Raw genomic sequence first — 22,458 nt, 5'->3', positions numbered from 1 at the left:
GGGTCACTCCCCTCGCCGTGAGTCGGTGGCGGTGGCGGTGGCGGTGGCGGTGTCACTTTCGGCCTCGTACGTTTCGTCGAGGGCCCGGCTCAGTGCGCGCCGGATGTTGCGGTAGCCGGTGCAGCGGCACAGGTGGCCGCTGAGCGCGTCGGCGACCTCGGTGTCGTCCGGCCGCTCGCCCCGTTCGGTCAGGGCCGTCGCCGTCATGAGGAAGCCGGGGGTGCAGAACCCGCACTGCATGCCGTGGCACGCGTGGAAGGCCTCCTGCACCGGGGTGAGCGGCGCGTCCTGCCGGGCCAGGCCCTCGACGGTGCGCAGTTCGGCGCCTTCGCACTGCACGGCGAGCGTGAGGCAGGAGCGGACGGGTGTGCCGTCGACGAGGACGGTGCAGGCGCCGCACACGCCGTGCTCGCAGCCGACGTGCGTGCCGGTGAGCCGGAGCCGGTCGCGCAGGAAGTCGCTGAGCAGCAGCCGGGATTCGACCTGGGCGGTGACGGGTTCGCCGTTCACGGTGAGGCGGACCTCGTGCCAGCCGGAGGGTTCCGCGAGCGGCGGTGTCCGTACGGCCTTGGAGGTGGCGGCGGCCGTGGGTGTCGTGGCGGTCATCGGGTGCGCTCCCATGCGGTGGTGCAGGCGCGGGCGAGGAGGTGGGCGGCTGCCTCGCGGCGGTACGCGGCCGTGGCGTGGACGTCGTCGGACGGGTCGAGGTGTGCGAGCGCGGCCTCGCGTGCGGCGTCGAGGGCGGCCGGTCCCGCGTCGGTGCCGGTCAGCGCCGCTTCGACGGCGGGGACGCGGACCGGGGTGGGGCCGACGCCGCAGAAGACGACGCGGGCGGCGCTCACGGCGGGGCCCGAGCGTTCGAGAAGGACGGCGACGCCGACCGTCGCGAAGTCGCCGTGCCGGCGGGCGAGTTCCTCGAAGGCCCAGCCGCCGCGGCGGGCCGGGAACACGACCTCGGTGAGGAGTTCGTCCGGTTCCACGGCGGTCTGGAAGGTGGCGACGAAGAACTCCTCGGCCGCGACGGTGCGCTCCCCCGCCGGCCCCGCGATGACGAATCGGGCGTCCAACGCCACGGCGGCGGTGGGAAGTTCGGCGGCCGGGTCGTGGTGCACGAGGCTGCCGCAGACGGTGCCGCGGGCCCGGATCTGCGGGTGCCCGATGTGGCCGATCGCGGCGGCGAGCAGCGGCCATCCTTCGCGGAGCCGCGGGTCGGCGGCCGCGGTGGACTGGCGGACGGCGGCGCCGATGCGCAGCACGCCCGACGCGTCGACGGAGAGGCCACCGAGGCCGGGGATGCGGGTGATGTCGACGAGGAGGCCGGGACGGGCGAGCCGCATGCTCAGCATCGGGATCAGCGACTGGCCGCCGGCCACCACCTTGGGCTCGCGGTCCTCGTCGGCGAGCAGCGCGAGCGCCTCCGGGACGGAGCGCGGGGCGCTGTAGTCGAAGGGTGTGGGTTTCAAGCCGTCTGCCACCAGGCCTCTCGGATCGGGAGAGCGGGTACGGGTGCACCCCAGGTCATGCGCCTCAGGTCATGCACCTAAGGCCATGTACCTAAGGCCTGAAATGATTGACACTGAAGTACCGTCTTGGCAAGAGGTTCGCTCAAACCAGTATTCTCAAGGGGTAGGAGTTTTGAACGGCCGTACATAAGTCGGGATGCGTCCCCGGCTCGACTACTGTTGCGCCGTGGACGCACAGCAGGAGAGGCGGCGCGGCCGCCCGCACGACCCCGAGGGGAACCGGAGGGCCGTGCTCGAAGCGGCCCGGCGGCTGTTCGCCGCCCACGGGTACCAGGGCGTCGCCATCCGGGCGATCGCCGCCGAGGCCGGCGTGACGCCCGGCCTCGTCATGGCGTACTTCGGGTCCAAGGACGGGCTCTTCCGCGCCGTCGTCGGTGAGGGGACCGGTGTCACGGCTCGCGTACTCGAAGAGGCGGGCAACGATCCGGCCGGCCTGCCGGGGGCCCTCGCCCACTCCTATCTCGACCGCTGGGACCGCCTCTCGGCCGAGGACCCGCTGGCCGCGCTGATCCGCTCGGCGCTGGGCCACCAGCCGAGCGCCGAGCAGTTGAGCGAGCTGCTGGAACGCCTGGTGACCGTCCCGCTCACCGAGGTGCTCGGGGACTCGACGCAGGCGCGGGCCCGGATCGGGCTGATCCGCAGCATCCTGTTCGGCGTCATCATGGAGCGCTACCTGTTCGCCCACGAACCGGCCCGCTCCGTGCCGACCCCGGACCTGGAGCCACTGCTCACCGAGGTCCTCGCGGCAGCGGTCGGTCCGGCCGCACGAGACACGGCCGGGCCGCCGCCCCGCGAGCACTCCCCCGCCACCGAGGCGGACACCCGTGTCTTCGCCGCCCTGTCCGAGTGCGCCGCCCGCTACCGCGCCCTGATCGGCCGCGTGGTCAAGCGGCACGGCATCTCCCTCGCCGCCTACGAGCTGCTCGCCGAACTGCGCCGCTCCCCGGCCCCGCACCGCCGCACCATGGGCGAACTGGCGGCGGCCGGGGCGCTCACGGCCGGCGGGGTGACCCAGCACGCGGACCGGCTGGAGCGGGCGGGGCTCATCGAGCGGGAGCGCGACGACCGGGACCGGCGCATCGTGCGGCTACGGCTGAGCGGGGCGGGGCGGGAGCTGGTCGACCGGGTCACGGAGGAACGTACGGCGGGCGAACGGGAGTTGCTCGACGGACTCGGGGTGGCCGAGCGGCGCCAACTCCGGGCCCTGCTGGGGACGTTGGGGAGGGCTCTCGCGGACCCGCAGGACCCCGCGTGACAGCGGGCCCTCACGCGTGACAGCGGGTGCCCGCGCGACGGGGACGCCGGAGCCACCTGCCACCGACGCCGCGACACCCCCGCCCTCCGTCAGGAGTTGAGCTCCTCCAGCGTCTTCCCCTTCGTCTCCACCGCGAACAGGGCGATCACCGCGCCCACCATCGCCACGGCCGCCAACTGTGCGAAGACCAGGCCGAGTCCGCCGCCGGAACCGATGATCGCGCCGACCGTGATCGGGCCGAGGATGACGCCGAGCCGGTTCCACAGGCCACCGAAGGCCGCGCCGGTGGCCCGGTTCCGCGTCGGGTACAGCTCGGGCGAGTAGAGATAGAGGCCCGCGTTGATCGCGTAGACGAAGAACGTCGTGCAGGACGCGAACAGGGCGACCTGGATCCCCGAGGTGACCCCGACCAGGGCCAGGATCCCGAGGGTGAGCGCCGTGCCGCCGAGCGCGGCGACCAGGGCCGGGCGCCGCCCGATCCGGTCGATGAGGAGCGCGACGACGAAGGTGCCGACCAGTCCGGTGATGTTGCTGAGCAGCGTGTAGACCAGCGCTGTCGTCAGGTCGAGGCCGAAGTTCTTGGTGTAGAGCGAGGGCAGCCACGTCGAGATGCCGTGGTTGACGTAGTACGCGACGAACCAAAGGCCGGAAAGGACGGCCGTGCGCCGCAGGTAGCGGCCGGTGAACAGGTCCCGCAGCCGGCCGCGCCCTGTCTCCGCCACGGGCGCGGGACCCGGCTCCGGCAGCGGTTCGCCGACGGCCCGCTCGACCTCGCCCTCGATCCGGGCGATGACCTGCTCGGCCTCCTCAAGGCGCCCCTGCGAGAGCAGCCACCGCGGCGACTCGGCGACCTGCTTGGGCAGCGCCACGGCGATCAGGACGGGCAGCGCGCCGAGCACGAACATCGCGCGCCAGCCCAGGTTCGGCACGACCCACACCGCGACGAGGCTGGCCGCCGCGAGTCCGGCCGGGAAGATCATCTCGTAGAGCAGGACGAAGCGGCCGCGCTTGTCGGAGCGGGAGATCTCGTTGATGTACGTGGCCGCGACCGGGACGACGCCGCCGATGCCGAGCCCCTGGACGAACCGGAAGAGCGAGAACAGCTCGATCCCGTTGGCCATGGCGACGGCGAGGCTGGCGAGGCCGGTGATCGCGACGCCCAGGGCCACCGTGCGCACCCGGCCGATCCGGTCCCCGAGCCACCCGGCGACCAGCGCGCCGAGCAGCATGCCGACGGAACCCGTGGTGACCGCGAAGGTCGCCTGCCCCGTGCTCAGGTGCCAGTCCTTGATGAGGACGGGCAGTGCGGAGGCGGCGAGGAGCTGGTCGAAGGCCTCGAAGAACGTCACGGCGCCGATCAGGAAGCGCACCTTGACGTGCCAGCGGGAGTGCGGCAGCCGTTCGAGTCTGGCCGCGATCGAGCCGAGGCCCTGTTTACCGGATTCTCCGGCCTTACCGGCCACAGTCGTCATGGAGGGGTCCTTCCGCGAGCACGCGAACACGAGGGGATTGCGGCGACAGTAGAAGCCAACTCCTTAGCGGTCAATGGTTAGGCGCTTAGGTACCTGAAGACCGGTCGAACCGCGAACCTTTCGACCCGGGGGTCTTGCGGAGAATTATTTAAGCGCTTAGCTTTCTAGGACTTCAGCAAGTCAACTCCCGTACGCCGGAGGCTCCGCCGTGTCCCACCACCCCACCGAAATCCTCGTCGCGGGCCAGTGGCGACGCGGCGGCGGCGCTCCGCTGGACACCGTGAACCCCGCCACCGGCCAGGTACTCGCCACGCTGCACACCGCGTCCGCCGAGGACGTCGACGAGGCCGCGCGGGCTGCCGCAGCGGCCGCGGCGGACCCGGCCTGGCGCGAGCTTCTCCCCCACCAGCGGGCCCGGCTGCTGTACCGGATCGCGGAGCTGACCGAGGAGGCCGCCGACGAGCTGGCCGCGACGCAGACCGCCGACACCGGCAAGACCCTCACCGAGACGAAGGCGCTCGCGCTCAGCGCGGCGGGCACCTTCCGGTACCTGGCCGCCACCCTGGAGACCGCCGAGGAGGCGATCACGCCCTCGCGCGGCCCGTACGTCACGATGAGCGTGCACGAGCCGATCGGCGTGGTCGGGGCGATCAACCCGTGGAACTCGCCGGTCGCGAGCGACGCACAGAAGATCGCGCCCGCCCTGGCCGCCGGGAACGCGGTGCTGCTCAAGCCGGCCGCCTGGACCCCGCTGGTGTCCCTGCGGCTCGGGCGGATCATCACCCGCGCACTGAGTGAACTCGGCCTGCCCACCGCCCTGTTGTCCGTGCTTCCGGGCAGCGGCCGGGTCGTCGGCGACGCCGTCGTCAAGCACCCGCTCGTCGGCCGGATCGGGTTCACGGGCGGCACGGAGACCGGCCGTTCCATCGCCGAGACCGCCGCCCGCAAGCTGATCCCCGCCTCCCTCGAACTGGGCGGCAAGTCGCCGACGATCGTGCGGGCCGACGCGGACGTCGAACAGGCCCTGGCGGGCGTGATGTTCGGGATCTTCTCGTCCAGCGGGCAGTCCTGCATCGCGGGTTCGCGGCTGTTCGTCCACGCGTCGCTGTACGAGTCGTTCGTCGCGGAACTCGTGGATCGCGTACGGAAGTTGCGGGTCGGGCCCGGCACCGACCCCGACACCCAGGTCGGTCCGCTCGTGCACACCAAGCACCGCGACTCGGTCGCCGCGTACGTCGACCTCGCCCGCTCCGAGGGCGCCGAGGTGCTGTGCGGCGGCGCCGCGCCCGAGGACCCCGCGTACGAGAACGGCGCGTACTACCTGCCCACGGTGCTCACCGGCCTCCCGAACGACTCCCGCACCTGCCAGGAGGAGATCTTCGGCCCGGTCCTGGTGGCCCTCCCCTACGAAGACGAGGACGACCTGGTCGAGCAGGCCAACGACTCCGTGTACGGGCTGGCCTGCGGGATCTGGACCCGCGACCACCGCGCCGCCTGGAACCTGGCCCGCCGGATCGACGCGGGCACCGTGTGGATCAACACGTACAAGCAGTTCAGCGCGTCCACCCCGTTCAGCGGGATGAAGGACAGCGGCCTCGGCACGGAGAAGGGACGTGACGCCATCCGCGCCTACCAACGCCAGAAGTCCCTGTACTGGGGCACGTCCGAAGCCCCGCTCCCCTGGGCCAACTGACCATCCCCACAACGGAGTTCCGTATGCCCCACCCCACTCAGCCCCCGATCGCCCGGCTGCGCGCCCTGCGCTCCGTCGAACTGCTCACCCCCTCCTTCGCCGAGGCCACCGACTTCTACGAAGAGGCCTGGGGCCTGGAGGTCGTCGAGTCCGAGCACAGCGCGAGCTGGCTGCGCGGCACCGGCGAGCAGCACCACGCCCTCCAGCTCACCCGCTCCGACCGCACCGGCCTCGGCCGCCTCGTGTTCGCCGTCGCCACCCCCGCCGAGATCGACGAGGCGGCGCGCCGCCTGGAGGCCCGCGGCATCGTGCCGCTCGCGGGCCCCGGGCCGCTCGACCAGGTAGGCGGCGGCTACGGCCTCCGGTTCCACGACCACGAGGGCCGGCTCGTCGAGCTGTCCGCCGATACGTGGGCGGTCGCGCCGCGCGGGCAGGACACGGCCGTGCCGGTCGGCGTCACGCACGCGGTCCTCAACACCCCCGACATCGACGCGGCCGTCGCCTTCTACTGCGACGTCCTCGGCCTGCGCGTGTCCGACTGGTCCGAGCATCAGATGGCGTTCCTGCGCTGCAATGCCGACCACCACTGCATCGCGTTCAACCAGGCCGAGTGGGTGTCCCTCAACCACGTGGCGTACGAGATGAGTTCGGTCGACCACTTCATGCGCGGGCTCGGCCGGCTCCGCCACCACGGGATCGTCCCGAAGTGGGGTCCCGGGCGGCACGGGCCCGGCAACAACACCTTCTCCTACTTCACCGACCCGACCGGGCTCGTCTGCGAGTACACGTCCGAGGTCGCCCAGATCGTCGAGGACCGGTGGATCGCCAAGGTGTGGCGGCGGGTACCGGAGCTGTCCGATCTGTGGGGTACGGCGGGGGCGCCGTCGAAGGAGATCCGCTGTCATATGGCCGGTTCGCCGGAGTCACCGGTCGCGCTGGCCGGTTCGCCGGAGTCACCGGTCGTTCCCGAAGGAGCACTGAAATGAGCACGCTCAAGATCGGACTCGTCGGCTGGGGCGCCATCGGCCGCGTCGTCGGCACGGCGCTCGCCCAAGGCGACGTCCAGGGCGCCGAGTTGACGTGCATCGTCGACAACCGGCCGCTCGGCGAGGCGGCGCCCGCGCCGCAGGTGACCTTCGACGAGGCCATCGACCTCTGCGACCTGATCGTCGAGGCGGCAGGTCAGGGCGTCGTACGGGAGTGGGGCGAGCGCGTCCTCACCTCCGGCACCGATCTGCTCGTGGCCTCGACCGGGGCCCTCACCGACGACGAGCCGGCCAAGCGGCTGCTCGCCGCCGGGCCCGGCCGGGTGTACTTCACGGGTGGCGCGGTCGGCGGCCTCGATCTGCTCCAGGCCGTGCGGGCCCTGGGGCCGATCGAGGACGTCCGGCTGACCACCACGAAGCTGCCGTCCACCCTCGAACAGCCGTGGATGGGCGAGGAGTTGCTGGGCCGCATGCGCGCGGCGACCGGACCCGTCACCGTCATGTCCGGCACGGCGCGCGACGTGCCGGTGAAGTTCCCCAAGTCGACGAACGTGGCCGCCTCGGTCGCCCTCGCCGTCGGCGACCTGGACGCTGTGCGGGTCGAGGTCGTCGCCGATCCGGGGGCCACGCGCACCCGGCACGTCATCGAGGCGTCCGGTGAGCACGGCGCGTACCGCTTCGAGGTCGCGCACCGGCCCGACCCGGGCAACCCGGCGACCAGCCAGGTCGTGCCGTACGCCGTGCTGCGGTCGGTGGCCGCGCTGGCCGGGCGCTCGGGGCAGATCCTGTGACGGCCACCCACACCGCCGCCCACCCGGCCGTCCACCCGGCCGTCCACGTGGAAGAGGCGGGCAGCGAAGGCCCGCTGCTGCTGTGCCTGCACGGCATCGGCTCCTCGTCGGCCGCGTTCGCCCCGCAGCTCGAAGGGCTCGCCCCGCACGCCCGGGTCATCGCCTGGGACGCGCCCGGATACGCCAAGTCCGCTGACCCGGAAGACCCGTTGGACCTCGACGGCTTCGCGGACGCCGCGGCCGACGTGATCCGCTCGTACGGCACGTCGGCGCACGTCCTCGGTGTCTCGTGGGGCGGTGTCATCGCGCTGCGGCTCGCCATCCGCCACCCGGACCTCGTGGACTCGCTGATCGTCGCCGACTCCAGCGCGGGCTCCGGCACCGACGAGGCGAAGGCCGCCGGGATGCGGGCGCGCGCCGCGGAGCTGGCGGAGGCCGGGCCGCGCGCGTTCGCCGAGAAGCGCGGGCCGCGCCTCGTCTCGGACCTCGCGCCCACCGCGCTCGTCGAGCGGGTCGTCGACACCATGGCCGCCTCCGTGCGGCTGCCCGGCTACGGGTACGCCGCCGAGGCCATGGCCGGCGCCGACCTGCGCCCCGAACTGTCCGCCGTCACCGCGCCCACGCTCGTGATCTGCGGCGACCGCGACGAGGTCACCGGCGTCGAGGCCTCCCAGGTCATCGCCGGCGGCCTGCACAAGACGGCCTACGTGATCGTCAAGGACGCCGGTCACCTCGCCAACCAGGAACAGCCCGAGCGGTTCAACGCCTGGGTCCTGTCCCACCTGCACATCGTCACCCGCTGACGCACCTCGAAAGGCTCACACCATGCCTCTGACCACCACCGAGTACGACAACGGCGGCGACCTCGGCAAGTACACCGACTCGCTGATCGCCACGAAGGAGTCCCGCGTCGCCGACTTCGACACGCTCTCCTTCCAGGAGAAGGCGGGCAAGCAGTACCGCCGCGGCCAGATCCGCTACGTCGGCTCCGGCGCCACCGGCAACCACGAGGGCGACAGCCGCATCCTCCCGTCCGGCGGCTTCACCTTCTCCAACATGCTGCTTCCGCCCGGCGCCGAGGGCCCGGCGCACACCCACCACGACGTGGAGGAGGCCTTCTTCGTCCTGGAGGGCGAGGTGCGCGTCGGCGTGCACCGCGGCCCGGACGAGGTCGAGTACCGCACCCTCGGCTACCGCGACATGATCGTGGTGCCCGCCGGTGTGACCCGCTCGCTGAAGAACGAGGGCGACACCGACGCCCTGTTCTGCGTGGTCATCGGCACGCAGAAGCCGCAGGTGCCCTCGTACCCCGAGTACTCGCCGATGCACGGCGTCACCCGTGACTGACTCGCGTGACGCGCGCACGGTCGTCGTGACCGGGGCGGGCCGTGGCCTGGGACTGGCCATGGCCCGCCGGGCCGGCGCGGACGGCTTCCGGGTCGTCCTCGCCGAGCTCGACCCCGAGCGCGGCGCCCGCGCGGCCGAGGAACTGCGGGCCGAGGGGCACGACGCGCACTTCGCGCGCTGCGACGTGGCGGACCCGACGTCCGTCGATGAACTGGCCTCGTTCGTGCGCGACTTGGGCGGGCTCTACGGCCTCGTCAACAACGCGGCCCTCGCCAACGGCGTCGGCGGCAAGGAGTTCCAGGACATCGACATCGAGGCCTGGGACCGCCTGATGACGGTGAACGCGCGCGGCCCCTGGCTGGTGTCCAAGGCGCTGCACCCGCTGTTCGGCCCGACCGGACGCATCGTCAACCTCGCCTCGGACGCGGCCCTTTACGGCTCCCCGCGGCTCGCGCACTACATCACGTCGAAGGGCGCGGTCATCGCCCTCACCCGCGCGATGGCCCGGGAACTCGGCGAGCGCGGCATCACCGTGAACGCGCTGGCGCCGGGCCTCACCGAGTGCGAGGCGACCGAGACGGTCCCGGAGGAGCGGCACGGTCTGTACGCCGCGAACCGGGCGATCTCCCGGCCGCAGCAGCCCGACGACCTCACCGGGCTCGCCTCCTTCCTCCTCTCCGAGGAGTCCCGCTATCTGACCGGACAGGTGATCGCCGTCAACGGCGGATTCACCATGAACTGACCCAACTTCCCTACTGCACCCAACTTCCCTACTGGAGAACTGAGTTATGGATCTGGGCCTCGCCGACCGGACCTATGTGGTCACCGGAGGCAGCTCGGGCGTCGGCCTGGCCACGGTCCGCGCCCTCCTCGACGAAGGCGCGAACGTCGCCACCTGCGGGCGCGACGCCGACCGCCTGAAGAAGCTGGGCACGCACGAGCGGCTCTTCACCGCCACCTGCGACGTGCGCGACGCCGACGCCGTACGCGACTTCGTGGCGGCGTCAGCGAACGCCTTCGGCGGGCGGCTCGACGGACTCGTCAACAACGCGGGCCAGTCCCGCATGAAGCGCCTCGACGACACGACCGAGGACGACTGGCGCGACGAGCTGGAGCTGAAGTTCGCGGGCGTGCTGAATCCGCTCCAGGCGGCGCGGAAGTATCTGCGCGCGTCCGGCGCGGCCTCCGTCGTCAACGTCAACGCCGTGCTCGCCAAGCAGCCCGAGCCGCGGCTGATCACGACGAGCGCCGCCCGCGCCGGCATCCTCAACCTCTCCAAGTCCCTCTCCCAGGAGCTGGCTTCGGACGGCGTCCGGGTCAACTCGGTCTGCCTGGGCCTCATCGACACCGGGCAGTGGACGCGCCGGCACGCCGCCGCGGACTCCGGGATGAGTTACGAGGACTGGCAGGCGGAGCTGGCCGCCGACCGCGGCGTCTCGCTCGGCCGGCTCGGCCGGGCCGAGGAGGTCGCGTACGCGATCGTCGCACTGCTCTCGCCGCGCGCCTCGTACATCACCGGGACCGCCATCGACGTCTGCGGCGGCGTCGGCCGCGGCATTCTCTGAGGAGTTCGCATGCAGTACACCACCGGCGGTGACCTCCTCGTCGCCGTCCTGAAGGAACTCGGCGTCGACACCGTCTTCGGCATCGTGTCCGTGCACAACCTGCCGCTGGTCGAGGCCGTCGACCGCGAGCTGCGCTTCGTACCGGTGCGGCACGAGGCGAGCGCCGTGAACGCCGCCGACGCGTACGGCCGTGCCCGCGGGGGCATCGGCTGCGCGCTCACCTCGACCGGCACGGGCGCGGGCAACGCGGCCGGTTCGCTGATCGAGGCGCTCGCCTCCGGCACGTCCGTGCTGCACGTCACCGGCCAGGTCGAGGCCGAATTCCTGGGCAGCGGCCGCGGGTTCATCCACGAGACGAAGAACCAGCTCGGCATGCTCGACGCGGTCTCGGCGTACGCGGCCACCGTCCGCTCCGCCGAGGAGGCGGGCACCGTCCTGCGCGCCGCCGCCCGCGCCGCGCTCGCCACCCCGGGCGGCCCGGCGAGCGTGGAGTGGCCGATCGACCTGCAGTACGCGGCGCAGACGGACGCTCCCGTGACGGTGGAGCCGACGGCCACCTCGGCCTCCGAAGCCGAACTCGCTTCTGCCGCAGCCCTGTTGGCCGCCGCCGAGCGCCCCCTGATCTGGGCCGGCGGCGGCGCCGCCCGCGCCGGCGCCGAGCTCACCGCGCTCGTCGAGGCGACCGGCGCCGGCCTGCTCACCTCCAACTCCGGGCGCGGCGCGGTGCCCGAGGACCACCCGCAGGTCATCGGCAACTTCGCCACCACCCCCGCCGGGCGCGCCCTGCTCGCCGACGCGGACGTGCTGCTGACCATCGGCACGCACTTCCGGTCCAACGAGACCGCCGACTACGGGCTCCGACTCCCCGACGCCGACCGGCACATCCAGATCGACGCCGACGCCGCCGCCCTCGGCCGCGTCTACCCGGCCGCGCACACCCTGCACGCCGACGCCGCCGACGCCCTGGCCGCCCTGCTCCCCCACGCCCGCGCCGCCGAGCCCTCGTGGACCCAGCGGATCAAGGACGTACGTACCGAGGTCCGCGCCACGCTCCACGACAACATCGGCCCCCAGGCCGCGATCTGCGACGCGCTGCGCGCCGTGCTGCCGCGCGACGCCGTCGTCGCCCGTGACGTCACGATCCCGTCCAGCAGCTGGGGCAACCGGCTCCTGGAGATGTACGACCCGCGCTCCAACGTCTTCCCGCGCGGCGGCGGCATCGGGCAGGGACTCGGCATGGGCATCGGCGCCGCGCTCGCCGACCCCGAGCGGCCCACCGTCGTCATCGCGGGCGACGGCGGCCTCGCCGTGCACCTCGGCGAGCTGCTCACCGTCGCCCAGGAGCGCCCCCGCCTGACCGTCCTGGTCTTCAACGACGGCGGATACGGCGTGCTGCGCAACATGCAGGACCGCTACAGCGAGCGCCGCTCCGGCGTCGACCTCGCCACCCCGGACTTCGAACTCCTCGCCCGCGCCTGCGGGTTGCCGTATCTGCGGATCGCCGACGCCGAGCACGCTCGGCCGGTGATCGAGCAGGCCGTCGGCGCCGAGGGGCCGACGCTCGTCGAGGTGGACCTCGCCTCGCTCGGCCCGATGAAGAACCCGTTCACCCCGCCCGTGAAGATCCCCGGCGCGTAACCGGCACGTAAGGAGGCCACCATGACCGAAGAGCGTCGCCTTGACCTGCTGGTCCGGCGGATGACCTGGGAGGCCGACGGCGTCCTGTCCGTCGAGCTGACCCACCCTGACGGCAAGCCGCTGCCCGCCTGGGAGCCAGGCGCACACCTCGACGTGCACGTCGGCGGGCAGGTGCGCCAGTACAGCCTGTGCGGCGACCCGTCCGACTGCGGCACGTACCGCATCGGCGTGCTCAACGAGCCGTCCTCGCGCGGCGGTTCGCGCCACGTGCACACCAAGCTGCGCCCCGGCCAGCAGGTCACCGTGTCCGAGCCACGCAACCACTTCGCCCTGGAGGACGCCCCCGCGTACGTGTTCATCGCCGGCGGCATCGGTGTCACGCCGATCCTCGCGATGGCCCGGGAGGCGGCCCGGCGCGGCGCCGACTGGCGCATGGTGTACGGCGGCCGGGGGCGCGCCTCGATGGCGTTCACCGAGGAACTGGACGCTCTGGGCGGTGACTTGACCCTCGTACCGCAGGACGAGCAGGGGCACATCGACCTCGACGCGACGCTCGCCGGGCTGCCCGAAGGGGCCCTCGTCTACTCCTGCGGGCCCGAGCCGCTGCTCGCCGCCGTCGAGGAGCGCTGCCCGGGTGACCGGCTGCGCCTCGAAAGGTTCGCCGCGCCCGTCGTGGAACGGTCCGCGGACGACGGCGAGTTCGAGGTCGAGTGCCGCACGTCGGGAAGGACCCTCACCGTCGGCGCCGACACCTCGATCCTGGAGGCCGCCGAGACCGCGGGCATCGACGTCACCAGCTCGTGCCGCGACGGCATCTGCGGCTCCTGCGAGACCCGCGTCATCGAAGGCGCCCCCGAACACCGCGACTTCCTCCTGTCGGAAGCCGAGCACGCCGCGAGCGCCTCGATGATGATCTGCGTCTCGCGCTGCGCCGCCGGCTCCCGACTCGTACTGGACCTCTGACTCTTCTTGGAGACGTACATGAGCACGGACACAACGGCCTGGCCCTACCTGGAGATCCACCAGTCCCGCACCCACGAGCCGAGCCCCTACGAGTACAAGCTGGCGGCCACGCTCGAAGAGGTCTTCACCAAGGTCGGCCACGAACTCGCCGACGTCGTGAGCGGGTTGAACGCCCGTCAGGTCCACGCCCCCGACGGGCAGCCGTGGACCGAGGAATCCTTCCGCGCCGAGATGCACCGACTGGGAGCGTGACCGCAGTGACCGCCAAGACCCTCACCGCCGACCACATCTACGCGACCGGCCTGCGCAACCAGTGGCACCCGGTCGTCCCCTCCTCCTTCGTCGCGCCCGGCGCGATGCGCAAGGTCACCGTCCTCGGCGAGCAGTGGCTGCTGTTCCGCCGCTCCGACGGCACCCTGAGCATGCTCGCCGACCGCTGTCCGCACCGCGGCGCCCCGCTCTCGCTCGGGAAACACCTGGGCGACCGGGTGGCCTGCTGGTACCACGGCGTCGAGATCGAGACCGACGGCACCGTCTCCTCCGTGCCCGGCCTGCCCGGTTGCAACCTGGAGGGCAAGAAGCTCGTCAGGTCGCTTCCCGTCCGCGAGGTGTCCGGCGCCGTCCTCGCCTACTTCGGCGACGAACAGCACCCGGAACCGGTCGAGTTGACGCTCCCCGAGCCGCTCACCGACCCCGACACCGACGCGATCCTCTGCTACGCGGAGTGGAACGTGCCTTGGCGCTACGGCGTCGAGAACCTGCTCGACCCGATGCACGGCCAGTTCCTGCACCACGACTCCCACACCATGTTCGACGGTGACACCACGGCGAAGTTCCGCATCCGGGAGACGGCCCGCGGCTACTTCTTCGAGAAGACCGACCAGCGGGGTGTGAACTTCGACTGGGTCGAGCTGTGCCGTACGGGCGTGGACTGGGTCGACCTGTCGATCCCCTACCCGCCGTCCGCGGGCCCCGGCGGCCCGTTCGGCATCGTCGGCATGGTCCGCCCGGTCGACGAGGGGCGCTGCGCCGTCTTCTTCTGGCGCTACCGCAAGGTCCAGGGCTGGCAGCGCGACACCTGGCGCTTCCTCTACAAGACGCTCATCGAGAAGCGGCACTGGGAGGTCCTGGAGCAGGACCGCGAGATGCTGGAGGCCATGCCGGCCGACGCCGACCAGCAGGAGAACCTCTACCAGCACGACCTCGGCGTCGTCCGCCTGCGCCGCATGTACCGCGGCGAGGCCGAGAAGCAGACCGCGGGCGCATGAGCACACGGGCCCGCTGGGCGGGCGTCCTGAGCCTGCTGGTCATCGTGCTGATCAGCTACGTGGACCGGGTGAACGTCTCCGTCCTCATCACGGACAAGGCGTTCACCGACCACTTCGGCATCACCGGCGACCCGACGGCGCAGGGCGCCCTGTCGACCGTGTTCCTCGTCGGGTACGGCATCGCGGCGTTCGTCCTCACCCCGTTCTACGAGACGTCGCTCGGGGTGCGCCGCGGCCTCGTCGTCAGCGTCGCCCTGTGGTCGCTGATGACGCTGCTCTCCCCGTACGCGCTCGGCGCGCTGACGCTGACCGCGTTGCGCGCCCTGCTCGGCGCCGCCGAGGGCCCGCTGTTCTCGCTCAAGACGATGTACGTGCGCGAGCACTTCGCGCCGCACGAAGCGGGTCGCCCCAACGCGGTCAGCTCAATGGGGGTGTCGCTGGGCACGGCCGCGGGCCTGCCCCTGATCACGTACCTCGTCTACCGCTTCGACTGGCACACCTCGTTCCTCGCCCTCGCGGCGCTGAACGCGGTGATCGGCCTGCCGCTGATCCTGCTGTTCGTACGCGGCCGCGGCGTACGCGGTGCCGAGCGGCCGGGCTTCGGGGCCACGCTGAAGGGCGCGCTGCGCATGCCGCGCCTGGCGCCCATCCTGGTCATCGAGATCGCCACGCTCGCGTATCTGTGGGGGTCGAGCGCCTGGCTGCCCTCGTATCTGCTGCACGAGCGGCACTTCTCCCTCTCCGCGATGGGCATCGTCTCCGCCCTGCCGTTCCTGACGTCACTGGTGTCCGGGTTCCTCGGCGGGCTTCTGCTCGACCGGCTGCCGCGGCGGCTGCTCGCCCTGCCGTTCGTGGTGGGCTCGACCGGCACCGCCGTGTGCGTGCTGCTCGTCGCGGGCGCGGACAGCGACGGGGCCGCGGCCACCGGGCTGATTCTGGCCGGCGCCTTCTGGGGCCTGCAGGGTCCGGCCATCCCCACCCTCGTCCAGCACTGCGCGCCCGCGCACTTCGTCGGCAGCGCCTACGGGGTCGTGAACGGGGTCGGCAACCTCGTCTCGGCGTTCATGCCCACCCTCATGGGCGTGGCCATCGCGGCGAGCGGCGGTCACGGCTTCGGCGCCGGATTCACCCTGCTCGCCGGGGCCCAGGCGCTGACCCTGGTGTGCGGGGCATGGCTGCTGGTCAGGCCGATCCGCGAGGCACCGGCCGCCGAACCCGACACCGCACGGCTCGCGCGGACCTGACGACTGCCCCACGGTGGAGTGGACCACTCCACCGTGGGGCAGTGTTGGGGGCAGTCCGCGCCCACAAGGGGGCTGCGGAGGGCCCCCGCCGACGCCGTAAGGTGGGCAGGTACGCGAGGGCACGTCGGAAGGAGGCACTGGGTGATCGAGCTCGAGGGGGTTCCCGAGCTGGTCGACCCGGTCATGGTGGCCGCGTTCGAGGGCTGGAACGATGCCGGCGACGCCGCCTCCACCGCGGTCGCGCATCTCGACAAGGAGTGGAAGGGCGAGGTGTTCGCGGCGCTGGACGCCGAGGACTACTACGACTTCCAGGTCAACCGCCCGACCGTGTTCGTCGACGGCGGCGTGCGAAAGATCACATGGCCGACGACGCGGCTCTCGGTGATCCGTATCGGCGGGGACAAGCCGCGCGACCTGGTCCTGGTCCGGGGCATCGAGCCGTCCATGCGCTGGCGCTCGTTCTGCAACGAGCTGCTCGGCTTCGCGCACGAGCTGGGCGTCGAACTCGTCGTCGTCCTCGGCGCGCTGCTCGGCGACACCCCGCACACCAGGCCCGTACCGGTCAGCGGAGTCACGTCGGACGCGGATCTGGCCACGCGGATGAACCTGGAGGAGACCAAGTACGAGGGTCCGACGGGCATCGTCGGCATCCTCCAGGAGGCCTGCACGCACGCGGGCGTCCCCGCGGTCTCCCTGTGGGCGGCCGTTCCGCACTACGTGTCGCAGCCGCCGAACCCGAAGGCGACACTGGCCCTCCTCAACCGTCTCGAGGACCTGATCGACCTGAGCATCCCGCTGGGCGACCTGGCCGAGGACGCGCGGGCCTGGCAGTTGGGCGTGGACCAGCTGGCGGCCGAGGACAGCGAGGTCGCCGAGTACGTGCAGTCCCTGGAGGAGGCCCGCGACACCGCGGAGCTGCCCGAGGCCTCCGGCGAGGCCATCGCCCGCGAGTTCGAGCGCTACTTGCAGCGCCGCGATCCGGACGCCGGTCCTGGCGGTCACGCGACGGACGGCGGCGACGGCTCCTCGCACCTGCGGGACAACCCGAGCGGCCGGACCAGGCCGCCGAAGCCGCCGCGCCCGGAGAGCGACGACGGCGACGAGTAGCCGCAGCAGCACGAAGTGACCGGAGGGCGGGGCGCCGAGCGCCCCGCCCTACGTCGTGTCCGCACCCACGCCCACGCCCCGAGTCTGGCCGGTTTGCGCCGTGACAGCTGTTTCCGGCCGAATTGATGGCAGTTGCAGGGGGTTCCCCATTCAACTTGTTCTCAAACGCAGTTGGCCGCGATGAGGGGTGGACGGGCGGGCATCGGCGTAGCAGGGTGAGCCCCGACGAGCCGCAAGGAAACACACGGCACAAGCAGACCCGTACGACCTGATGTGGCGAGGGGAGCTGTGGACCGATGACCGACCAGCACGCAAACCCGGCGCAGGGGCCGGGAGCGGCCGGGCCGGGACCGGACGGATCCGGTTTCACGTATCGCGGGGCGGAAGAAGAACTGATCGTGGTGGCGCGCCCCGAGGCCCGCCTGCGCGTCCAGGCCGACGGCGTACGCTCCGCGGCGGGCGCCGACGTATCGGCGCTGAACATGTTCCTCGGGGACGAACAGCTCGCTCTTGAACCGCTGTTCGGCGGCGAGGAGCGGGTACAGGGAGCCGGCGAGGCACCCGCGGCCGATGTACCGGACCTGGCGCTGTTCTACCGGGTGCGCGGCGGGGCCGAGCGGGCGCAGGAGCTGCGGTCGCGGATCGCGGCGCTCCCGGAGATCGACACGGCGTACGTCAAGCCCGGCGCGGTGCCGGCGGCGCGCGCGTCGTCACCGGAGAACTTCGAGGAGGAGCGGCGGCAGAAGGAGAAGACGGCCGCGACGCCCGACTACACCGGCCGCCAGGGCTACTTGGGCCCCGCGCCCGCCGGTATCGACGCCCAGTGGGCGTGGCGGCGGCTCGGCGGCAGCGGCGAGGGCGTCACCGTCATCGACGTGGAGGGCGCCTGGCAGTTGGGGCACGAGGACCTGTCGGCGAAGCTCGCGGGCATCGTGGTCGGCACGCCGATCTCGGACGTGGCCTGGCGCAATCACGGCACCGCGGTCCTCGGCGTGATCGGCGGCGACCGCAATGACCGCGGCATCACCGGCATCGTGCCGGAGGCCGTGACGGCGGCCGCGTCCTTCCAGGGCGTGGGCACGGCGGCGGCGATCCACGCGGCGGCCGACCGGCTGAGCGCCGGCGACGTCATCCTCATCGAACTGCACCGCCCCGGGCCGCGGTTCGACTTCGAGCCCCGCGACGACCAGCGCGGCTACATCGCCCTGGAGTGGTGGCCCGACGACTTCGCGGCCATCAAGTACGCGACGGCCAAGGGCGTCCTGGTCGTGGGCGCTGCGGGCAACGGGGCGGAGTCCCTCGACGACGCCGTGTACGAGCGGCGGCCCGACGAGTTCCCGACGTGGTGGCACAACCCGTTCAACCCGTCGAACCGCTCCTCGGACGCGGTCCTCGTCGGCGCGGGCGCCCCGCCACCCGGCACCCACGGCCGCGACCACGGCCCGGACCGCTCGCGCCTCTCGTTCTCCAACTACGGCGCCCGCGTGGACGCCCAGGGCTGGGGCCGCGAGGTCACCACCACCGGCGGCTCCTGGAACAAGCCCGGCGATCTGCAGGGCGGCACCGAGGAGATCGCCTGGTACACGGACACCTTCTCAGGCACCTCGTCCGCCTCCCCGGTGGTCGTCGGCGCGCTGACCGCCCTCCAGGGAATGCTCAAGGCAGGCGGTCAGCGCCCGATGACGTCGCGGCGGGCGCGCGAAGTACTCCGGGCGACCGGCTCACCCCAGCAGGACGCCCCCGGCCGGCCCGCATCGCAGCGGATCGGCAACCGGCCCGACATCAAGGGAGCGGTCACCAACCTGCTTCCCTCGACGGTCGGTTCGGGCCAGGCCGAGCGGTACTGGGACGAACTGATCCCGTATCCGCCCGAACTCCCGCCCCGGCTTCGCCTGTTCGTGGCGGGCTCCTGGCGCAATCTGAACAACCCGTCCCCCGAGACCCGCCAGGCGGTGCACACCGCCTTCGCGGGGGGACGGCCCGACGTACGTGTGTGGTTCTCGGACGACGAGGTCGTCGGCCTGGTCGTCACGGGCTGAGAGGCAACGCAACCAACCATTGATGGAAGGTGGCACCCGCATGAGCATCACCCCCCAAATGGGCCAGCAGAGTCAGCAGTTCCCGAGCACCTCGCCCTACCAGCAACAGCACGGCATGGGCCAGCAGTCGTACGGTCAGCAGCAGCCGGGCATGAGCGGTCAGGGCCAGGGTGGTCAGGGCCAGGAGCAGCTCGTCCAGCAACTCCAGCAGCAGCTCCAGCAGCTCGGCCAGCAGCAGCCGTACCAGCACCTGCTCCAGCAGCTCGGCGGGCAGCAGCAACAGCAGCCCTTCGGCCAGCAGATGCAGGGCCAGCAGCAGTACGGGCAACAGCAGTACGGCCAGCAGCAGGACCAGCAGGCACAGCAGATCGAGCAGCAGGTGCAACAGCAGCTGCAGCAGGTCCAGCAGGCCGCGCACCAGCAGGCCCAGCAGCAGATCGAGCAGCAGGCACTCGCCTCCGGCGTGGCGAACGGCTACATCGACATCGTGCAGCCGCTCCCGGGCCAGCCGAGCCAGATCTTCCTGCGCATCAACAACCAGTTCCGCGTCCTCAACAACCCGACCCAGCAGGCCCACGACGAGGTCCAGGAGGCCTTCGCGTTCGGCCACCAGGTCGTCGGCATCTGGGACACGGGCTCGCCGCTCGTCCTGCGCAGCGTGCGCGTCCAGCGCATCTGACGGGAAGGTGAAAGGCACACACGAAAAGGGGCGCCTCCCCGTGCGGGGAGGCGCCCTCTTGGTTGCTGTCGGGTGGGACTACAGCGCCACGCCCAGCAGGGCGTCCACGGCACGCGATACGACGCCGGGGGCGCCCTCGTCCGTACCGCCACCGGCCGACTGGGCCTCGGCCCAGCGGTCGACGGCGATCAGCGCGGTGGGGGCGTCCAGGTCGTCGGCGAGCGCCTCGCGGATCTCGTCGACGAGCGCCTCGGCGGACGGGCCGTCGGGGCGGGAGACGGCCGCGCGCCAGCGGTCGAGGCGGGCCACGGCGTCGGCGAGCACCTGGTCCGTCCACTCCCAGTCGGAGCGGTAGTGGTGGGCGAGGAGCGCGAGCCGGATGGCGGCGGGGTCGACACCGTCGCGGCGCAGCGCGGAGACGAACACCAGGTTGCCCTTGGACTTGGACATCTTCTCGCCGTCGAGCCCGACCATTCCGGCGTGCACGTACGCCTTGGCCATCGGGAACTCGCCGGTCAGCGCCTGGGCGTGCGAGGCACCCATCTCGTGGTGCGGGAAGGCCAGGTCGGAGCCGCCGCCCTGGACGTCGAAGCCCATGCCGAGGTGGTCGAGGGCGATGGCGACACACTCGATGTGCCAGCCGGGGCGCCCCTGGCCGAGCGAGCCGCCGTCCCAGCTGGGCTCGCCGTCCCGGGCGGCCATCCACAGCATCGGGTCGAGCGGGTTCTTCTTGCCCGGACGGTCCGGGTCGCCCCCGCGCTCGGCGGAGAGCAGCCGCATCGCGGCGGCGTCGAGGTTCGAGACGGACCCGAAGTGCGGGTCGGCCTCGACGGAGAAGTAGGTGTCGCCCTCGAGCTCGTAGGCGGCACCGGAGTCACGCAGTCGTTCGACGAGCGGCACGATGCCGGGTATCGCCTCGACGGCGCCTATGTAGTGCTGCGGCGGCAGCATCCGCAGGGCGGTCATGTCCTCACGGAAGAGGGCGGTCTCGCGCTCGGCGAGGCCCTCCCACTCGATGCCGTCACGCACGGCCCGCTCCAGCAGAGGATCGTCGACGTCCGTCACGTTCTGGACGTAGTGAACCTGCCGCTTGGTGTCGAGCCACACGCGCTGCACGAGGTCGAACGCGTTGTAGGTCGCCGCGTGACCCATGTGGGTCGCGTCGTACGGCGTGATGCCGCAGACGTAGATACGGGCGACGGGACCGGGGTCAAGGGTGACGAGCCCACCGGTCGCGGTGTCGTGGATCCGGAGGTCGCGGCCCTTGCCGGGCAGGGCGGGGACCTCAGAAGCGGGCCAGGCATGCATGCATCGAGCGTAACCGGACGCTGCTTCCACATACGAACCGGACCAGGCGTAATGGCCGAACTCGCCCTCTTGCGTGATCTTGCCGGGCGCGCTAGGAACGGCGGTTTTCAGACGGGCGGCCAGGGAATCGCGGGCCAGTCCCCGCCCGGCTCCCGGTGCCTGCCGGTCTTGAGGAGGTCCGCGACCCGCTCCCGTACGGCTTCGAGCTCGGCCGGCGTGATCAGCTCGCCGAGCCGCTCAGCGAGCCGCTCGCCGGCCCCCAGGGACGCCCGCAGCGCCTCCAGCGCCACGGTCGCCTCCTCGGTCAGCGGCTCCCCCGCCCAGCCCCACAGCAGCGTGCGCAGCTTGTCCTCGGCGTTGAACGTCACACCGTGGTCGATGCCGAACAGGCGCCCCTCGGCGTCGACGAGCAGATGCCCGCCCTTGCGGTCACCGTTGTTGATCACGGCGTCGAGCACCGAGAGCCGGCGCAGACGGGCGTCGTCGGCGTGCACCAGCAGCGCCGTGCGCCCCTCGCCGACCTCGGCGAACCCGATGGCCTTCCAGCCCTCCCCCGGCTCCTCACCGTCGACGAGGGCGAGCAGCCCGTCGCCCTCCGCCACCTCTTCCGGGGTGTCGATCCACAGCTGGACCATGCCCTCGCCGTACGGCCCGTCGCGCAGCACGGTCGGCGGCACGAGGCCCCAGCCGAGCGCCTCGGAGACCTCGTACGCGGCGACCTCGCGCCGCGCCAGGTTCCCGTCGGGGAAGTCCCAGAGCGGGCGCTCGCCACGTACCGGCTTGTACACGCAGGTGGCCCCGCGGCCCTCGTGGGTGACGGTGCACACCAGCACCGCGTTCGACGCCTCGCGGATCTGTCCCTCGACGTTCAGCTCACCGAAGGTGAGCAGGTCCCGGTCGCTCACGCGTCGCGCCGGTATCCGTTCTGGCGCGGACATACGTGTCCCTCCGGGTCGAGCGGCAGGCTGCACAGCGGGCACGGCGGGCGCCCCGCGTTCACGACGTCCAGGGCCCGCTTCGCGAAGGCGCGGGCCTGGTTCCCTGTGAGGCGGACGCGGAGCATCGGCGGGCCGTTCTCCTCATCCTGAAGAAGCTGCTCCTCGGCCTCCGCCAGGTCCTCCTCGGACTCGGCGTCCAGCTCGACGAGGGCCTGCGCCTCGACGATCATGCGCTGCTCGTCGCCGTCCCACGCGAGTGCCATGGTGCCGACGCGGAACTCCTCCTCCACGGGCGCCTCAAGGGGCGCGGTGTCGGAGATCTCGCTGGGGGCCACGGCGGGCACCGGGGCGTTGCCCCCGCTGCGCCGCACGACCTCGTCGAGCAGTTCGTCCATGCGCTCGGCGAGCGCGGCCACCTGCGTCTTCTCCAGAGCCACGCTGGTGACCCGGGGTCCTGCCGTGGCCTGCAGAAAGAAGGTGCGGCGCCCGGGGAGCCCGACCGTACCGGCCACGAACCGCTCCGGAGGGTCGTAGAGGAACACCTGACGGGACACGTCCTGTCTCCATGGGATCGGGATCGACTAACTGGGACCGGTCAGGGGCGACCGGGCCGACTGTGCTGACGGCTGCTTCACCCTACTG

22 protein-coding genes are annotated in these 22,458 nt (G+C 72.1%); 16 read left to right on the top strand and 6 right to left on the bottom strand.

The features are described from left to right. Window positions 1-3: 3 nt before the first annotated feature. The gene (locus ACOKM3_RS32455; RefSeq protein ID WP_426904814.1) at window positions 4-606 is read right to left on the bottom strand and encodes a (2Fe-2S)-binding protein; all 603 of its coding nucleotides are present in this window, start codon (window positions 604-606) and stop codon (window positions 4-6) included. Then, window positions 603-1,463 carry an FAD binding domain-containing protein gene (locus ACOKM3_RS32450; RefSeq protein WP_426904813.1) on the bottom strand — a complete coding sequence of 287 codons (861 nt, stop codon included), beginning with the start codon at window positions 1,461-1,463 and terminating at the stop codon, window positions 603-605. The genes ACOKM3_RS32455 and ACOKM3_RS32450 overlap by 4 nt, the downstream gene beginning before the upstream one ends. 226 nt (window positions 1,464-1,689) lie before the next feature. Between ACOKM3_RS32450 and ACOKM3_RS32445 the strand changes: the two genes are divergently transcribed. Continuing rightward, window positions 1,690-2,778, top strand: a complete 1,089-nt coding sequence (locus ACOKM3_RS32445; protein WP_426904812.1) for a TetR/AcrR family transcriptional regulator — start codon at window positions 1,690-1,692, stop codon at window positions 2,776-2,778. Between the two features lie 89 nt (window positions 2,779-2,867). Here ACOKM3_RS32445 and ACOKM3_RS32440 read toward each other — a convergent pair whose 3' ends face one another. Then, window positions 2,868-4,250: an MFS transporter gene (locus ACOKM3_RS32440; protein WP_426904811.1), complete on the bottom strand. Its 1,383-nt coding sequence runs from the start codon at window positions 4,248-4,250 to the stop codon at window positions 2,868-2,870. A 208-nt stretch (window positions 4,251-4,458) separates the two neighbouring features. On the opposite strand from ACOKM3_RS32440, the gene ACOKM3_RS32435 reads away from it, so the two are divergent. The 15 genes from ACOKM3_RS32435 to ACOKM3_RS32365 all read left to right on the top strand — a co-directional run bounded on the left by ACOKM3_RS32435 (window position 4,459) and on the right by ACOKM3_RS32365 (window position 19,570). Continuing rightward, window positions 4,459-5,943, top strand: coding sequence for an aldehyde dehydrogenase (locus ACOKM3_RS32435; RefSeq protein ID WP_426904810.1), 1,485 nt, complete (start codon window positions 4,459-4,461; stop codon window positions 5,941-5,943). A 23-nt stretch (window positions 5,944-5,966) separates the two neighbouring features. Beyond that, the gene (locus ACOKM3_RS32430; protein ID WP_426904809.1) at window positions 5,967-6,929 is read left to right on the top strand and encodes a VOC family protein; all 963 of its coding nucleotides are present in this window, start codon (window positions 5,967-5,969) and stop codon (window positions 6,927-6,929) included. Next, window positions 6,926-7,720 (top strand): aspartate dehydrogenase domain-containing protein, encoded by a 795-nt coding sequence (locus ACOKM3_RS32425; RefSeq protein WP_426904808.1) that lies wholly within the window; start codon window positions 6,926-6,928, stop codon window positions 7,718-7,720. The genes ACOKM3_RS32430 and ACOKM3_RS32425 overlap by 4 nt, the downstream gene beginning before the upstream one ends. Then, window positions 7,717-8,523, top strand: a complete 807-nt coding sequence (locus ACOKM3_RS32420; protein WP_426904807.1) for an alpha/beta fold hydrolase — start codon at window positions 7,717-7,719, stop codon at window positions 8,521-8,523. The genes ACOKM3_RS32425 and ACOKM3_RS32420 overlap by 4 nt, the downstream gene beginning before the upstream one ends. A 22-nt stretch (window positions 8,524-8,545) precedes the next feature. Then, window positions 8,546-9,067 carry a cupin domain-containing protein gene (locus ACOKM3_RS32415; RefSeq protein WP_426904806.1) on the top strand — a complete coding sequence of 174 codons (522 nt, stop codon included), beginning with the start codon at window positions 8,546-8,548 and terminating at the stop codon, window positions 9,065-9,067. Further along, a complete protein-coding gene (locus ACOKM3_RS32410; RefSeq protein ID WP_426904805.1) occupies window positions 9,060-9,809 on the top strand; it encodes an SDR family oxidoreductase in 750 nt (249 codons plus the stop codon). Before ACOKM3_RS32415 ends, ACOKM3_RS32410 begins: the two co-directional genes overlap by 8 nt. A gap of 46 nt (window positions 9,810-9,855) precedes the next feature. Beyond that, window positions 9,856-10,632: an SDR family oxidoreductase gene (locus ACOKM3_RS32405; protein WP_426904804.1), complete on the top strand. Its 777-nt coding sequence runs from the start codon at window positions 9,856-9,858 to the stop codon at window positions 10,630-10,632. Window positions 10,633-10,641: 9 nt separating this feature from the next. Next, the gene (locus ACOKM3_RS32400; RefSeq protein WP_426904803.1) at window positions 10,642-12,270 is read left to right on the top strand and encodes a thiamine pyrophosphate-binding protein; all 1,629 of its coding nucleotides are present in this window, start codon (window positions 10,642-10,644) and stop codon (window positions 12,268-12,270) included. 21 nt (window positions 12,271-12,291) lie between these two features. Further along, window positions 12,292-13,233 carry a PDR/VanB family oxidoreductase gene (locus ACOKM3_RS32395; RefSeq protein WP_426904802.1) on the top strand — a complete coding sequence of 314 codons (942 nt, stop codon included), beginning with the start codon at window positions 12,292-12,294 and terminating at the stop codon, window positions 13,231-13,233. An 18-nt stretch (window positions 13,234-13,251) separates the two neighbouring features. Further along, window positions 13,252-13,485: a recombinase-like helix-turn-helix domain-containing protein gene (locus ACOKM3_RS32390; RefSeq protein WP_426904801.1), complete on the top strand. Its 234-nt coding sequence runs from the start codon at window positions 13,252-13,254 to the stop codon at window positions 13,483-13,485. Further along, entirely contained in the window at window positions 13,482-14,501 is a 1,020-nt protein-coding gene (locus tag ACOKM3_RS32385; protein ID WP_426904800.1) for a Rieske 2Fe-2S domain-containing protein, read from the top strand. Before ACOKM3_RS32390 ends, ACOKM3_RS32385 begins: the two co-directional genes overlap by 4 nt. Next, window positions 14,498-15,745 (top strand): MFS transporter, encoded by a 1,248-nt coding sequence (locus ACOKM3_RS32380; RefSeq protein WP_426904798.1) that lies wholly within the window; start codon window positions 14,498-14,500, stop codon window positions 15,743-15,745. Before ACOKM3_RS32385 ends, ACOKM3_RS32380 begins: the two co-directional genes overlap by 4 nt. Window positions 15,746-15,886: 141 nt before the next feature. Beyond that, window positions 15,887-16,852 (top strand): PAC2 family protein, encoded by a 966-nt coding sequence (locus tag ACOKM3_RS32375; protein WP_426904796.1) that lies wholly within the window; start codon window positions 15,887-15,889, stop codon window positions 16,850-16,852. Between the two features lie 296 nt (window positions 16,853-17,148). Further along, a complete protein-coding gene (locus ACOKM3_RS32370) occupies window positions 17,149-18,891 on the top strand; it encodes a S8 family peptidase (protein WP_426904794.1) in 1,743 nt (580 codons plus the stop codon). A 40-nt stretch (window positions 18,892-18,931) separates the two neighbouring features. Further along, window positions 18,932-19,570, top strand: coding sequence for a hypothetical protein (locus tag ACOKM3_RS32365; protein WP_426904792.1), 639 nt, complete (start codon window positions 18,932-18,934; stop codon window positions 19,568-19,570). 78 nt (window positions 19,571-19,648) lie between these two features. Here ACOKM3_RS32365 and mshC read toward each other — a convergent pair whose 3' ends face one another. The 3 genes from mshC to ACOKM3_RS32350 form a co-directional block, all read right to left on the bottom strand. Then, entirely contained in the window at window positions 19,649-20,878 is a 1,230-nt protein-coding gene (mshC, locus tag ACOKM3_RS32360; protein ID WP_426904790.1) for a cysteine--1-D-myo-inosityl 2-amino-2-deoxy-alpha-D-glucopyranoside ligase, read from the bottom strand. A gap of 107 nt (window positions 20,879-20,985) precedes the next feature. Beyond that, window positions 20,986-21,816 (bottom strand): SCO1664 family protein, encoded by an 831-nt coding sequence (locus ACOKM3_RS32355; RefSeq protein ID WP_426904788.1) that lies wholly within the window; start codon window positions 21,814-21,816, stop codon window positions 20,986-20,988. Further along, entirely contained in the window at window positions 21,780-22,370 is a 591-nt protein-coding gene (locus ACOKM3_RS32350) for a DUF3090 domain-containing protein (RefSeq protein WP_426904786.1), read from the bottom strand. The genes ACOKM3_RS32355 and ACOKM3_RS32350 overlap by 37 nt, the downstream gene beginning before the upstream one ends. Between the last annotated feature and the right edge of the window lie 88 nt (window positions 22,371-22,458).

Origin of the sequence: Streptomyces nidicola, from assembly GCF_050106155.1 — a bacterium.
Taxonomy (GTDB): domain Bacteria; phylum Actinomycetota; class Actinomycetes; order Streptomycetales; family Streptomycetaceae; genus Streptomyces.
This window is presented reverse-complemented; position numbering and strand designations above follow the sequence as displayed.

Excerpts from the sequence above, each read along its gene's own strand:
- ACOKM3_RS32415 (WP_426904806.1), top strand. The coding sequence starts at position 8,546 with ATGCCTCTGACCACCACCGAGTACGACAACGGCGGCGACCTCGGCAAG.
- ACOKM3_RS32355 (WP_426904788.1), bottom strand. The coding sequence starts at position 21,816 with ATGTCCGCGCCAGAACGGATACCGGCGCGACGCGTGAGCGACCGGGAC.
- mshC (WP_426904790.1), bottom strand. The coding sequence starts at position 20,878 with ATGCATGCCTGGCCCGCTTCTGAGGTCCCCGCCCTGCCCGGCAAGGGC.
- ACOKM3_RS32395 (WP_426904802.1), top strand. The coding sequence starts at position 12,292 with ATGACCGAAGAGCGTCGCCTTGACCTGCTGGTCCGGCGGATGACCTGG.
- ACOKM3_RS32370 (WP_426904794.1), top strand. The coding sequence starts at position 17,149 with ATGACCGACCAGCACGCAAACCCGGCGCAGGGGCCGGGAGCGGCCGGG.
- ACOKM3_RS32440 (WP_426904811.1), bottom strand. The coding sequence starts at position 4,250 with ATGACGACTGTGGCCGGTAAGGCCGGAGAATCCGGTAAACAGGGCCTC.
- ACOKM3_RS32430 (WP_426904809.1), top strand. The coding sequence starts at position 5,967 with ATGCCCCACCCCACTCAGCCCCCGATCGCCCGGCTGCGCGCCCTGCGC.
- ACOKM3_RS32400 (WP_426904803.1), top strand. The coding sequence starts at position 10,642 with ATGCAGTACACCACCGGCGGTGACCTCCTCGTCGCCGTCCTGAAGGAA.
- ACOKM3_RS32365 (WP_426904792.1), top strand. The coding sequence starts at position 18,932 with ATGAGCATCACCCCCCAAATGGGCCAGCAGAGTCAGCAGTTCCCGAGC.
- ACOKM3_RS32380 (WP_426904798.1), top strand. The coding sequence starts at position 14,498 with ATGAGCACACGGGCCCGCTGGGCGGGCGTCCTGAGCCTGCTGGTCATC.
- ACOKM3_RS32405 (WP_426904804.1), top strand. The coding sequence starts at position 9,856 with ATGGATCTGGGCCTCGCCGACCGGACCTATGTGGTCACCGGAGGCAGC.
- ACOKM3_RS32455 (WP_426904814.1), bottom strand. The coding sequence starts at position 606 with ATGACCGCCACGACACCCACGGCCGCCGCCACCTCCAAGGCCGTACGG.
- ACOKM3_RS32425 (WP_426904808.1), top strand. The coding sequence starts at position 6,926 with ATGAGCACGCTCAAGATCGGACTCGTCGGCTGGGGCGCCATCGGCCGC.
- ACOKM3_RS32390 (WP_426904801.1), top strand. The coding sequence starts at position 13,252 with ATGAGCACGGACACAACGGCCTGGCCCTACCTGGAGATCCACCAGTCC.